This is a genomic window from Salinisphaera dokdonensis CL-ES53, from assembly GCF_040361215.1.
GTDB classification, from domain to species: domain Bacteria; phylum Pseudomonadota; class Gammaproteobacteria; order Nevskiales; family Salinisphaeraceae; genus Salinisphaera; species Salinisphaera dokdonensis.
In genome coordinates, this window is record NZ_APND01000001.1 from 1023486 (window position 1) to 1036127 (window position 12642).

Annotated in this window: 14 protein-coding genes; 2 read left to right on the forward strand and 12 right to left on the reverse strand. The window is 63.5% G+C overall.

Annotated features, from left to right (window positions below; translation table 11 throughout):
- Window positions 1–10 precede the first annotated feature (10 nt).
- Window positions 11–1006 (forward strand): 4-hydroxythreonine-4-phosphate dehydrogenase PdxA, encoded by a 996-nt coding sequence (gene pdxA / locus SADO_RS04740; RefSeq protein ID WP_353109642.1) that lies wholly within the window; start codon window positions 11–13, stop codon window positions 1004–1006.
- Between the two features lie 84 nt (window positions 1007–1090).
- Entirely contained in the window at window positions 1091–1876 is a 786-nt protein-coding gene (gene rsmA / locus SADO_RS04745) for a 16S rRNA (adenine(1518)-N(6)/adenine(1519)-N(6))-dimethyltransferase RsmA (protein ID WP_353109644.1), read from the forward strand.
- Between the two features lie 44 nt (window positions 1877–1920).
- Here rsmA and SADO_RS04750 read toward each other — a convergent pair whose 3' ends face one another.
- From SADO_RS04750 to SADO_RS04805, 12 genes are all read right to left on the reverse strand, one after another.
- The gene (locus SADO_RS04750) at window positions 1921–3597 is read right to left on the reverse strand and encodes a hypothetical protein (protein ID WP_353109646.1); all 1677 of its coding nucleotides are present in this window, start codon (window positions 3595–3597) and stop codon (window positions 1921–1923) included.
- Between the two features lie 87 nt (window positions 3598–3684).
- Window positions 3685–3951, reverse strand: a complete 267-nt coding sequence (locus tag SADO_RS04755; RefSeq protein WP_353109647.1) for a DUF3613 domain-containing protein — start codon at window positions 3949–3951, stop codon at window positions 3685–3687.
- 44 nt (window positions 3952–3995) lie between these two features.
- Entirely contained in the window at window positions 3996–4613 is a 618-nt protein-coding gene (locus tag SADO_RS04760) for a tetratricopeptide repeat protein (RefSeq protein WP_353109649.1), read from the reverse strand.
- A gap of 161 nt (window positions 4614–4774) precedes the next feature.
- Window positions 4775–5698, reverse strand: a complete 924-nt coding sequence (locus SADO_RS04765; RefSeq protein WP_353109651.1) for a type II secretion system F family protein — start codon at window positions 5696–5698, stop codon at window positions 4775–4777.
- Window positions 5695–6621, reverse strand: a complete 927-nt coding sequence (locus tag SADO_RS04770; RefSeq protein ID WP_353109652.1) for a type II secretion system F family protein — start codon at window positions 6619–6621, stop codon at window positions 5695–5697. Before SADO_RS04770 ends, SADO_RS04765 begins: the two co-directional genes overlap by 4 nt.
- The gene (locus SADO_RS04775; RefSeq protein WP_353109654.1) at window positions 6621–7829 is read right to left on the reverse strand and encodes a TadA family conjugal transfer-associated ATPase; all 1209 of its coding nucleotides are present in this window, start codon (window positions 7827–7829) and stop codon (window positions 6621–6623) included. Before SADO_RS04775 ends, SADO_RS04770 begins: the two co-directional genes overlap by 1 nt.
- Window positions 7826–9037 carry a CpaE/TadZ family protein gene (locus tag SADO_RS04780; RefSeq protein WP_353109656.1) on the reverse strand — a complete coding sequence of 404 codons (1212 nt, stop codon included), beginning with the start codon at window positions 9035–9037 and terminating at the stop codon, window positions 7826–7828. Before SADO_RS04780 ends, SADO_RS04775 begins: the two co-directional genes overlap by 4 nt.
- A gap of 11 nt (window positions 9038–9048) precedes the next feature.
- Window positions 9049–10308, reverse strand: a complete 1260-nt coding sequence (locus SADO_RS04785) for a type II and III secretion system protein family protein (protein ID WP_353109657.1) — start codon at window positions 10306–10308, stop codon at window positions 9049–9051.
- 56 nt (window positions 10309–10364) lie between these two features.
- Entirely contained in the window at window positions 10365–11354 is a 990-nt protein-coding gene (cpaB, locus tag SADO_RS04790) for a Flp pilus assembly protein CpaB (protein ID WP_353109659.1), read from the reverse strand.
- Window positions 11355–11417: 63 nt separating this feature from the next.
- Window positions 11418–11822, reverse strand: coding sequence for a TadE family protein (locus tag SADO_RS04795; protein ID WP_353109660.1), 405 nt, complete (start codon window positions 11820–11822; stop codon window positions 11418–11420).
- A gap of 31 nt (window positions 11823–11853) precedes the next feature.
- Window positions 11854–12363, reverse strand: a complete 510-nt coding sequence (locus tag SADO_RS04800) for a TadE/TadG family type IV pilus assembly protein (RefSeq protein WP_353109662.1) — start codon at window positions 12361–12363, stop codon at window positions 11854–11856.
- Between the two features lie 18 nt (window positions 12364–12381).
- Complete coding sequence (locus SADO_RS04805; protein ID WP_353109663.1) at window positions 12382–12579, reverse strand: Flp family type IVb pilin; 198 nt, start codon at window positions 12577–12579, stop codon at window positions 12382–12384.
- Window positions 12580–12642: the final 63 nt, after the last annotated feature.

Below are 12642 nucleotides of genomic sequence, written 5' to 3' on the forward strand. Positions count from 1 at the left end.
CTGATCCCGGTTGAGCACCGCGCGCCTCGCCTTCACGCCGGGTGAACCGGCCGGCATCGGACCCGATCTCGCGGTTCGTATCGCGCAGCGCGCGCAGTCCGTGGAACTGGTCGCGATTGCCGACCCGGGCCTTTTGCAGGCACGCGCCGAGCAGCTGGGCCTGCCGCTGAAGCTGGTACCGGTCGATTTCGACGCCGCGCCACAAACCACGCCCGCCGGCACGTTGGCGATCGATCCCGTGCAGTGCGCGCGCCCGACCACTCCGGGCCACGTCGACACCGCCAACGCGCGCTACGTGCTCGACACCCTCGATCGGGCGACCGATCTCTGTCTGTCAGGGCACTGCGACGGGCTCGTGACCGGCCCGGTGCACAAGGCCGTGATCAACGACGCCGGCATCGCCTTCTCGGGCCATACCGGTTATCTCGCGCATCGTTGCCACAGCGGCGAGCCCGTGATGATGCTGGCCACCGACGACGGGGCCCTGCGCGTAGCCCTTGCGACCGTTCATATTCCGCTGGCCGACGTACCGGCCGCCCTCACGCGCGAAAATCTGGCCCATGTGCTCGGCGTGACCGAACGTGGCCTGCGCGATCGCTTCGGCATCGATCGACCGCGCCTGTTGGTCGCAGGCTTGAACCCGCATGCGGGCGAAAACGGCTATCTCGGGCGCGAGGAGATCGATACCATCACCCCGGTGATCGAAGCGCAGCGCGCCCGCGGCATGGATATTATCGGCCCGCTTCCGGCGGATACCCTGTTCACGCCGCATCGGCTTGCCGGGGCGGACGCGGTGGTCGCGATGTATCACGACCAGGGCCTGCCGGTGATCAAGCATCTCGGCTTTGGGCGCACCGTGAACATCAGCCTCGGCCTGGCCATAGTGCGCACATCCGTCGACCACGGCACCGCTCTCGAACTCGCGGGCCACGAGAGCGTGGACACCGGCAGCCTGCAGGCCGCTATCGATACCGCCGTGCGCATGGTTCACGCTCAACCGCGCTAGTTCAAGCCAACCGCCCCACGCGGTGGTGGCTATAACCCGACCCTACATCGCACCCGGCGCTTGCCGCCGACCCGAGGTTTCTTCATGGCGCGCAAACGATTTGGACAGCACTTTCTGCATGAGCAGGGCGTCATCGAACGAATCCTGTCCATGCTCGCGCCAAAGGCAGCCGATGCACTTGTCGAAATCGGCCCCGGCCAAGGTGCGCTGACACAGCCGCTGCTCGACCGGGTCGATCGCCTGAGCGTGATCGAGATCGACCGGGACCTTGCCGCGGATCTACGCGCCCAAGCAGTCGAAGAACCACGGCTTGAAGTTATCGAAGGCGATGCCCTGCGTATCGACTATGCCGAGATCGCGACGCGCCGGGGCGCGCCGCTGCGGCTGGTTGGCAACCTGCCTTACAACATCTCTTCCCCGTTGCTATTCGCCCTGTTGGGCAGTGCTGCGCCGATTACCGACATGCACTTCATGCTGCAGAAGGAAGTCGTCGATCGCATGACCGCAACTCCGGGCAGCCGCGACTATGGCCGGTTAACGGTGTCCGTGGCGGCACGCGCGCGCGCTGAATCCCTGTTCGATGTAGGGCCTGGCGCGTTCACGCCGCCTCCACGCGTGATGTCATCGGTGGTTCGCGTAACGCCACGCGCGCCCGACTTCGAGATCCACGACGGCAAGATGTTCGATCGCCTCGTGACCGCCGCCTTCAGTCAGCGGCGCAAGACGCTTCGCAACGCGGTCCGGAGTTTTCTCTCGGCCGAAGCGATCGAGGCCTGCGATATAGATCCGACGCTGAGACCGGAACGGCTGGCCGCGGCAGAGTTCGCCCGCCTGGCCAACGCCGCTAGCGCGGCCGTCGATACCGACTGAACTGCTCTACCCGCACAGCGCGCTTGGGACACGCCTGACGCCGATCAGATCGGGTCGGTTGGATGACGGGATAGCAGGCGGGCAAAAGCCCGCGGAGCGTACAGATCTTTGTCGGCCTCACTGAACCAGAGCACCCGCTTGTGCTGTATCAGGCGGCTGAATCGATCAGGATTGTCTACCGGGCCCAGCAGTACCGGGCACCGTAGCTCTTCGATCCGCGTATACCAGGCGTCGATATCTGCGCCGATCTGTTCCGGCCCGATACACGCGATATCGCAGTCGGCGGGCAAGGGCTGATCGTGAGCCGAGAGCAGCAACGCTCGACGTACGGGTAGTGCGCTGTGGACATGACGACGTACGCGCGTACCCAGCCAGAGAACCAGATCGTTCGGATCGCGATCCGTACGCCGCAGCGCATCGCGCCACACGGTCTCGGCGTCGGCAAAGCCCAGCATTGCGCTCGGGATCGGCAGCACAATCGGCACCGTATCGATCTCTAGCGTGCGCCAGTTGCTGTGCAGCAACGAGAACCGACGCGCGATCCATTGGGTGAAAGCGCGCAACGCGCCGTCTTTTTCAGCCAAGCGGGTTAGCGCGTCGGCGTCGATCAACCGTGTTTCGCCCATCCGCCACGCCAGTGCGGCACAGGCGCCCGCCAATACTTCGCGATCCAGATCGCGCCAGATCGGATAGAAACGCAGATCGAGCGTGTCGTCTCCGAGCGCCGGCTGGGCATCGAGACTCGGCGCATGCAACTCGGTCTCGGCCGCGGCCGGCGTAGTTTTAGGTACGGCTGGCGCCGCAGGCGGCGCCTCCCGTGGGCTCGACGGCTCGAAAGGGTCGACTACGGGTGCTGAAGCCGGTGGCGGCTTCGGCGTGGACAGATGAGCGGGCGCCGGTGGCGCCGACCGTCGCGGGGCATCCGCGGCCGGTGGCGTTATTCGAGCGCTGCGTTCAGACGACTCATTCTGCGAAGGGGTCGAGCGCGCCGCAGCCTCAGGCGTATTTTTAGGCGTCTTCGAACGACGGGTATCGACGATGGGCGCGAACTCGTCGTCTGTCTTACGCTCCCGTCGACGTGCAAGCCGTGACAACGGCGCCTTGGCCCGCTCGCCTTGTTTCGACAGGGATTCTTCTGAAGGCTCGCGGATGCGTGGTTTAGTCTCGACCTTGTTCTTGTCGCTCGTCGCTGGAGCGGCTGCAGCTGCGCCCAGGGCGCCAAAGAATCCGATCACGCCGGCCAACAACGCAATCAACCAGATTAGAAGCGCCATGCCCCCGCCCGTGACCACGGCAAACCAGCTCACACCGAATTGCGCATAGCCGACGCGTTGTTCGGCCTGCAGCAAGGGGCGATTCGCCTCGGCCGATTCCAGCTGGTAATCCCAACCCCGCCATTGTCGGGCCGACTCGGCGCCCAACCATTCGAAGCGATCGGAAAAGCGTCCTCGCGAGACAAGCGTCACGTTGTCGGCGTTGCGCACCGTGACGTAATTGAGACCGAGTTCGCTTTCGCCGAGCACAGCCTCTACCGACACGATCAATCCATTCGGGATGCGGTCCTGTTCGACCCGCCCGGCCGTCGCCTGGGCAATGGCGCGCTCGGCGTCGAATAGCGCGGCCGTACGTGCTTCGGTGATGAGCGTCGCGCTACGCAGGCCCGCGTAAGCCACCAGCGCAAGGCAGGCGACCGCCAGCGCATAGAACGCGTATCGCTGCACTCCTGATCCGTTGATGCTCGCCATCGACGCCTTCACCCGAGCCGCTTCACAGGGGTCTGCGCCGGCAAGGATATGCCGTCGAACCGATTAATTGCCGGCGTCCGCAGCGAAGGCTTCGTCGCGCTCGAACTGTTCCGGTATCGGGTAGGTAAAGCTTTCGAGATAACGGTCATAGGTCCGATCGGCCACGTCGCTGAGCATCGGTCGCACGGGCGCCGCCTGGCGCCCGCTGCGCTGCATTTCCAGCGCGCTCTGGACCGTGGGTCCGACATCACCGACGTCGCCGGCATGCGCACTGGTTGCCGCAAGCATCCAGGCCGCGACTACACCGACTGCAAGATACTGCTGTTTCATGATTTCACCCTTTGATAACCAGATTCGATACCAGAAACCGCATCCTAGCCGCCACCACCGCCGACCCCCGGCGAAGACGCCTGCGAAGGCATCTCACGCACCGGCATCGGTCGCTGGTCGGTAATCGCGGCCGCTGTGGATCCCGTGATCGTCTGCGCTTGTTGTCGGAGTCCGCGCATGACGCCGGCATTGATCTGATTATCGGCCGCGATCCGCGCTGCCTTGCGGTCGTTGCCTTCGACCAACAGTAGCAGAATGTAATTGTTACGGTTCAGCTCGTTAGCTTCATCCAGCTGATACGCGGTCGCCAGTTGCAAGCGCGCCTCCGCAAGCTGTCCCTGGCGGAGTAGCGCGTAACCAAGATCGTTACGCATTCGCGCGTCGGTCGGCACCAGGGTCACCGCTTGCTCCAGATGACTTTGGCCGGCGGCGAGATCGTCTCTTGCAATCACCAGGCCCAGGCCATGATGGGCCTGCCCTACATAAGGCGTATTCAGCAGCTGCTCATACAGCGCGCGGGCGCCAGCATAATCGTTCATCTTGCGCAGGATATCGGCACGCAGCAGGCGCAATTCATCGCTGACGCCAAATTCCTGTTCGCGCGCCTGCAGATGGGCCAGCGCCGCGTAGAGACGATCCTTCGCGATCAGCTGGCGGATCAAGTCGGTATACAGTCGGGCGTTCTCGTCCGGGCCTCGTGCCTCATCGAGCGTCGACCCGGGCAGATCCCGCGGGGATACGCGCTGCGTCGAACAGCCGACCAGCAGGATCAGCGCACACAGCAGTGCCGGCACAACACGGCCGATCGAAACCACCGCCGACATCACAGGCTACCGAGGGTTTCGGAGATCGACATGAACGCCGGCCCGGCGATGAAAATCAGCAGCGGCGGAAAGAAACAGGTGACCAACACGACGGTCATCTTGCCGGACATGACGTTGACCTGCTCGCGCAGTTCCATCGACCGTTTGGATTGCAGATTGTCGAGCGCCTCAAGCAACGGTTCCCGGATCTCGCCACCGTAGCGTTCCACCTGACGCAGGATGCCGAGCACGGTATCCAGTTCCTCGATGGAGAGCAGCTTGCCGACATCGAACAACAGCTGATCGGCATCGGCGCCGGCCTCGATCTGGCGTAGCACCGGCGCCAGTTCGTCGACCAACTCCGGCATGGTCGGCGCCCCATCGCGCACCAGCGACAACAGGGCCTGACGTAGATTCAGCCCGGCCTCGAACAGCAGGACCAGCAGGTTGATGAATAAAGGCACTTCGGCACGGATGCGATCACGTCGCCGCTTGGCCTTCATGCGCAGGATGTAGCGCGGCGCCAGCAACGACACGATGACCACAACGGCAACCAGCAACAGGCTGTTCAACGAGCCGGAGGTGAGACCTGCTATGCCCGAAAACGGCAAGACCACCGCGCCGGTCACGACTGGCAATCCGAACTGGAAGGCATAGAAGATCATGCGCGACTGCGCATCGCGCCAGCCCGCCTGGGCCAGCAGCATCCAGGTCTCGTCCGGGTTCTTGAGGAAGCGATCGATGCGCTCGCCGCCTTCAGCCATTCCCGCGACCCAGGCCGCACCCGAATCACGCCGTGTGGTTCCGTCGCCGACGCGCTCTCCCTGATAGCGCCGCACGAGCCGACGTTCCCGCACCCGCTCTACCAGCATCAGCGACAACAAGCCGAGCGCAGCCACGGCGGCACCGACGGCCAGCGCAAGAAAAAGCGCCGGCATGTTCATGCGTCCGGCTCCTGCAGACGGGACATCATGCGCCAGATGATCACCAGACCCAGTGCTTCGAGCGCGAGCGCGAGCATCACCGCGACCTGCCCGCCGGGGCTGGCCAGCATGGCCGCGTAATATTCGGGATTCTGCAGGTAGAAGAACAGGCTTATGGCAACCGGAATCGCGGCCACCACATAGGCCGAGAAACGCGTCTCGCCGGTGAGCGCCTTGAGTTCCCGCGCGGCGGCCTCCTGCTGGCGAATGGTATCGACCAGGCTCGCGATGACACGCCGCATGGAACCGCCATAGCGCCGATTGACCCGCGCGCTCATGGCAAGAATGTGCAACGACTTGAGCTCATGGATCCGCGCACTTTCGCCGAGTGTGTCCTCGATGCTCGCCCCCAGGCGCACCTGCCGCGACACGCTCAGGAACACGCTGCGAATCGGCTCTACGCTTTCCAGCGCCGCGCTTTGGATACCGTCTTCGAGCGTGTTCCCGGCCGTCAGCGCACGCACGAGATAACCCAGGAAATTCGGCATCTGTGCGTTGATCTGGCGGCGGCGACTACGTTTGCGATGCGCCAAAACCAGCACCACAAGCAAGAGCAACGCAAACATTGTCACCAGGCCAGCGAGCCCGAGCACGATCACGACGAGTACCGTACCCAATATCCAGAACGCGGCGAACTGGCCGAGACGCACTGGCGACACTTCTATACCGGCGGACCACATCCGCCGGCACAACTCGCGCATGAGCGGATTGCGGATCCCCTCCAGGCGCTGCAAGCCGGACACCGGGTCGTTCGTATCGTCTACGCTGAACTGCCCGACGCGCTCGGCCAGCTTTTCGCGCTCCGCGCGTTGCGAGGCCCGCGCCAGCACCAGCAGGCCGCCGCCAAGCAAAAACAACGCGCACATGCCCGCCACAATCCACATTACGCGGCCCGCGCACGACGCACATGGGCATCGCGCTCCTGCTCGAATACGAACTCGCTGTGCAGTTCGAGACGGTGGGCTGTGACCTCGCCTACCCGGTCAACCGACATGAGCCGACGCTTGCCATCGGGCAGGCGTGCCACATGAACGATGATATCCAGCGCGGAAGCAATCTGGTGCAGGAACGTGCGCTCGTCACCGGCAAACCCGGCGAAACTGGCCAGGAGTTGCAGCCGATGCACCGCATCGCGCGGGCTATTCGCATGCAGCGTGGTCATCGAGCCATCATGGCCGGTGTTCATGGCTTGAAGCATGTCCAGCACCTCGTCGCCGCGCACCTCACCGACGATGATCCGGTCCGGGCGCATGCGCAAGGCATTGCGCACCAGATCGCGTGCACTGATGGCCCGCTCGCCTTCCAGATTCGGCGGCCGGGTTTCCAGTCGGACTACGTGGTCATGCTCGAGACGCAGCTCGGCCGCATCCTCGATGGTGATGATGCGTTCCGACTCACCGACCCACTGGCTGATCATGTTCAGAAACGTGGTCTTGCCCGAGCCGGTGCCGCCGACCACGATCACGTTCTCGCGCGCGGCAATGCGCTCGCGCAGGTAGTCGAGCACTTCCCGCGACACGGAACCGCTGGCAATCAGGTCGGCATCGCTGAGCGCGTGCTTGCCGAACTTCCGGATCGACAGACAGGGCCCGTCCAGCGCCAGGGGTGGGATGATCGCGTTCACGCGACTGCCGTCCGGCAGACGGGCATCGACCATGGGCGTCGACTCATCCAGGCGCCGGCCCAGCGGCGCCAGGATACGCTGCGCGACACGCAGAATATGGGCGTTGCTGGAAAAGCGCACTGCCTCACTCATGAGCCGACCTTGTCGCTCGGTATAGACGCGGTCAGGGCCGTTGACCACGATATCGTCGACGCTGTCGTCCTCGATCAGCGGCTGCAGCGGTCCGAATCCCACCAGTTCGTCGAGCGTGTCGTCGGCAAGCAGCTGGATCTCGTGCTGATTGAGCGGGATCCGGTTTTCATTGACATAGATGCGCGTCTGTCCACGCAGGAATTCGGCAGCCTTGGCTTCCGACCAGGTGCCGAGATCGATGCCCCGGTCCTCGATCAGCCGGATCAGATGCAGGTGCAGCGTACCCTTGAGCTCCTGATAGCGATCGGACAGACGAAAACCGTGCTCAGGGATCATGCCGATTCTCCCCGGCCGAACAATCGTCCGAGCGTGAACTTCTTGCGGGGGAGCGGCGCTTCTATCCCCAGTATCTGCTCGGTGAGCAGGGTCACGCCTCGGGTGAAACCGTCCGACGGCGCATATTCGAGCATGGATTCGCCCGCGTTCATTGCACGGATACGCACCTCCGGCCGACCGCCGAGCGTCGCCGCCAGCGGTACACCGAGCAGTTCCGCGAGCCGCTCGGGCTCCATGCCGATATCCGACCGGTAATTCACGACCACAAGCTTGAGCGGCGGCAACGCCGAAGCCTGCTGGTGAACCTCCTGCAGCATCGCCTTGTTCTGGCGACTGCGCAGCACGGACTGATCCGAGAGAAGCAGCGAGTGATCGCTGTTCTCGATGGCCTGACATAGCGCGCGGATGCCCAGGCCCTGGTCGATACAGATCACGACATAGTCGAACAGACCACGAAATATCTCGATCAGACGCGCCAGGTCGAGCGGCCGGCCGCCCAACTGCTCGTCGGTGAAATCCTCCGGTAGCGCGAGCAGGTAGACACCACTCTGCAACTGCTGGAAAGCACTCTCCACAAGCGTTTCGTCGCAACGTTCGACATCGCGCAGAATGTCCAGAGCCGTGTAATCCTGGGCCCCGTCGAAAATAATGGTCGCGTTGCCACCGGGCGTCGACAGATCGAAGAACAGAACCCGCTTGTCACGCTGGGTCGCCGCTTCCAGAACAAAAGCGATATGCCCGCCGAGGAAGGCGAGCAACGGCGATTGCGGACCACTGAATACCGTTACGATACGTCCGGGTTCACGCTCGTCTTTCGGCGCCTGACGCGCGCGCCGCTTGCGATCGAGAACCCGGTCGAGCAACGAACTGAAGCGCTCGTCGTCACGATCGATGACGAAGAAATCCTGCGCGCCGGCACGCATCGCAGCAAGCACGACATCGCCGGCATCGTCGCGGCCGACGGCGACGACCGGAAGCGACGGGTAGGCGTTCGAGATCGCCTCGACAATCGCCGTATTCAACGCCGCGTTCTTGTGATCGAACTGTACGAAGACAAGGGCGACACCGGGCGTCTCCACGATCTCCGCCACGCTGTCGTCGCCAGTCCGTGCATCGGCTGGCAGCAACACGACACCTTCACCAAGTCGCTCCTGCAACCAGGCGCGGCAGCTGTCTTCACGCGCGAATAATAAGGCCTGTAATGCCATGGGTGATTCCGTTAACGGGAGAATCCCGTATGACCTGCCCGCTTCTCGAACTCGCCGCGTTCGAGGAAGAACAGTTCGGAATTGCTGGGATCAAAATTGTCGTATTCGCGACCCGGCAGCGGCACCTCGGTGCCCCGCGCCAGCGGCGAGACCAGATGCGGCGTTACCACCATGATCAGCTCGCGATTGCGGCGCTCATAGCGCGTATTGCGGAAGAACGCACCGATGAAAGGCAGATCGCCCAGCCACGGCACCTTGTCGACGTTAGCCGCGAGATTCTGGTCGACCAGACCGCTCAGAATGAAGCTCTCGCCATCACCCAGTTCCACGGTGGTATCGGTGCGCCGCACCCGAATGCCCGGAACCGTGATGCCCTGCAGGGTAACGCCGGAGTCGAAGTCCAGTTCACTGACCTCGGGCGCAACCTTAAGCACGATCCGGTCGCGCTCGAGCACCGTCGGGGTAAGCGACAGCCGGATACCGAATTCCTTGAACTCGATCGTCACGGCGTTGTTGCCGACACCACTGCCGCCGCCCTGCGTGACCGGAATCGGGAACTCGCCGCCGGCCAGGAAAGAAGCGGTCTGCCCGCTCATCGCGACCAGCGAAGGTTCGGCCAGGGTTCGCATGAGCCCGCGCCGCTCGAGAATACTCAGCAGACCAGCCGTGTCCTTGTTGCTGTCGGTCAGCACAAGATTGAAGGCGTCACCGATCGGCTGGAAACCGGTGCTCGACAGCAGACTCAAACCGTTGTTGCCGAGCCCGTCTACACCAGCCGACGCGCCGGGCGGCGATACGCCGACAGCAGATTCTCCTGCGGCGTTGCTGATGAAATTGAAACCGATCTGGCGCAACGCGCTCCGGCTGACTTCGGCGATACGGATATCCGTCTGCACCTGCGTCTTGAGCTGACCACGGCTGCCTTCGAGAAGCACGCCAGGCAGATCGCCCGCGCCGACAAGAATGGGGAAACGAGTGGGCTGGTCGTTGCCCGCCACCCAAACCAGAAGACTGGTGTTGCCGCGTTCGTTGCCGGTAAGCAGCACCTCACGCGCGCTCAACACATTGACCGATGCGATTTCCGGATCGCCGATGGCGACCCGCTCGATACGCCCGGGGGTACGTACGATCTCCTGCTGGCCGATCCCGACCTGGACAGAACGCGCCTTGCTGACGTGGCCGGCCGTTACCTGAGCGCTGACCGTGCCCGTCAGCGCGAGCGCCGCGCACAGGGCAAGCCCCACCAGCGCCTGCTGGATGAAACGCCTCATGGCTACGTCCTCTTTCTGCCGGCCTGGGCCGTTGTCGTTATTATTGGTCATGTTCATCAGTACGGTCGGCTGATACGACTGGGTTGCGCGCCCTCGTAAACTTCAATCGTCGCCCGCCTGGGTACGGAGCGACGCGGCGCAGACGATCGCTGCTCGCGTTTTTCCTCGACCCGCGCTAGCTCGGCCAGCGTAATCACCCGTTGCGCTTCGGCATCCGAGGTCGGCGATGTCTTGGCCTGGGCCGTCTCGGGAGCGCTACGCGCTGCAGCAGGCGAAACAGACTCCGGCATGGCTGGCCCATCATCGACACCTTCGGCGTCTGCCATGGCAAGATCGGTCGTACCCGCCCCCTCCGCGCGAACGGGCGCACGGAGCGACAACCGCAGCTCGCCGAGGCTGGCCCCCAGCATGACGCGCGTCGTCTGCGCTTCCGGCACCGCCAGCACGGCCGTGCGATCACGACGACTACGACTGTCTCCCGATTCGTCGTCGCTGGCCTCGTTGCTGATCAGTTCCTCCTGATACGCCAGCACACGCACGTCCTCAAGCAGAATGCGGGCCTGACTGTCCTCGACCTGCTCGCCGGCCGAGCGAAGATAAATCAGAACATCGACGAAATCCCCCGGTTGCACAAAACCGCCTACCGCGATGACATCCGAAATGGAAAGTGACATCGCCTGGGTACCCGGAGGGATCGCTTCAGCAAGCTTGTTCTTGCGCCCGAACGCCGCATCCGTGACCGGCGCCCCCGTGGCCACCTCGCGCACCGGCGTACGCCCGACCACGTCGGCCACATTGGTGTAATACTGCGGCGGCTCGACTGAGATCGGCACCAAAGACACGTCCTCAAGCGTGATCGTCTGGTACGGCTGCAACGGCTTGACGGCGACCACGGCCAGCACGCTGTTGTTCTCCGGCATCGGCGCGTTGGCCGCGGCATCCGGATTCGATGCGATCTGGCGGCTCATGAAGTACGCCACAACGCCGAAAAGCATCGCGAGCGCGATCAGCGCGAAAGCGAACGTTCGCAGTGCGGATGAACTCATTCCTATTCCCCCCGAAAGACACGATGCTGCGGCAGCACTGCGCTCGATTTCAATATAGACGAGTCAAATAACGACACAAGTCAGGCTCTCCAGCGCGACCGGCAAAGGCGGCACACGAAACCGGCCGAGACTCACTCCTGGCAACACGTCGCTTCCCTCCCCTGTCAGGGGCAGGCGCACGCGCACGCCATAGCCGCCGTCTAACGCGCATGCGGCTTTGGCTTGGACCGTCACGGCCTCAATCACCCTGCTTGGCAACCAATCGAGGCTGCGCGCCACTGCCTGCTGCACTTGAGCCTCTTGCACTGCCGCATAGTCGGCACCCAGCAGCGGGCTAACCGCCACTGCCTGCTCGGCGCCCGCCCGCGACGCACTTTCTACCGCCGACTTCAGAACATAGGCATAACCGTAGTAAGTGATCCCGCTGGCGATCGCCAAAAGTAGCGGCAGCACCAAGGCAAACTCCACGATGGCGGCCCCCGTCTGGCGTATAAGACTGCTACCGCCCATCGTCGGACCGGGGAACAACTGCCGCGCCCGTTGCCCGCACGTACGCAGGCAAGGGCGCGAGAGCAACGCGTGGAAACTGCGGCCAGAGCGACGAGAACGCCGGAGCTAGACTGAGACTGACCATCCGCCCGCCTGCCGCCCCTGAGTCGATCACACAAAAGTACGACGCTGGCGGCGCATTTCCCGCACCATCCACCGGCGTATCGCACTCCTGCCTGAGCTCGATTTCTGGCGGCTCGCCGGGCAGGAAGGAAAGCGCTTCTGCGACGCGAAGTGACGCGCGAACCACAGCCAGCGTGGCATAGCTCGGGGCATTCGGGTCCGCCGAAATCGCAGCATCGGCACCGCGCTGGGCAGCGTGGGCCACGGCTTGATGGGTAACGAAAGCAATGGAAGCGTAGAGCACGCCGATCACCAACAGCAGGAATACCGGCAAAACCAACGCGAACTCAATAAGACTCGCGCCTGTCTGAAAGCCTCGTGATCCAACTTCGCGCATGGCAGACCCTTGGCACGTTTAAGCGCTATTGATCGTGCTCGCAGCCGTACCGAATAGACCCGTGATGGCGCTCGCCAGACCGAACTGCGCGCCCGCAAAAACTGCGATGGCGATAACGGCCACGATCAATACATACTCAATCAGGGTCGCACCACGCTGACGCTGAATGTCACCGCTGGGCATCAACAACCGGCAAAACCACTGCAAATGAATCATAGGACATACCTTCTCAGTTTCTGGCCTGAACGGCCGATTCTTGATTGAGGAACGGAGGTTTCA

What these genes read in the sequence shown, in the direction of transcription:
- SADO_RS04765 (WP_353109651.1), bottom strand. Translation starts at nt 5,698, where the DNA reads ATGAACATGCCGGCGCTTTTTCTTGCGCTGGCCGTCGGTGCCGCCGTG.
- rsmA (WP_353109644.1), top strand. Translation starts at nt 1,091, where the DNA reads ATGGCGCGCAAACGATTTGGACAGCACTTTCTGCATGAGCAGGGCGTC.
- SADO_RS04775 (WP_353109654.1), bottom strand. Translation starts at nt 7,829, where the DNA reads ATGATCCCTGAGCACGGTTTTCGTCTGTCCGATCGCTATCAGGAGCTC.
- SADO_RS04805 (WP_353109663.1), bottom strand. Translation starts at nt 12,579, where the DNA reads ATGATTCATTTGCAGTGGTTTTGCCGGTTGTTGATGCCCAGCGGTGAC.
- SADO_RS04800 (WP_353109662.1), bottom strand. Translation starts at nt 12,363, where the DNA reads ATGCGCGAAGTTGGATCACGAGGCTTTCAGACAGGCGCGAGTCTTATT.
- SADO_RS04785 (WP_353109657.1), bottom strand. Translation starts at nt 10,308, where the DNA reads ATGAGGCGTTTCATCCAGCAGGCGCTGGTGGGGCTTGCCCTGTGCGCG.
- SADO_RS04770 (WP_353109652.1), bottom strand. Translation starts at nt 6,621, where the DNA reads ATGTGGATTGTGGCGGGCATGTGCGCGTTGTTTTTGCTTGGCGGCGGC.
- SADO_RS04780 (WP_353109656.1), bottom strand. Translation starts at nt 9,037, where the DNA reads ATGGCATTACAGGCCTTATTATTCGCGCGTGAAGACAGCTGCCGCGCC.
- SADO_RS04755 (WP_353109647.1), bottom strand. Translation starts at nt 3,951, where the DNA reads ATGAAACAGCAGTATCTTGCAGTCGGTGTAGTCGCGGCCTGGATGCTT.
- cpaB (WP_353109659.1), bottom strand. Translation starts at nt 11,354, where the DNA reads ATGAGTTCATCCGCACTGCGAACGTTCGCTTTCGCGCTGATCGCGCTC.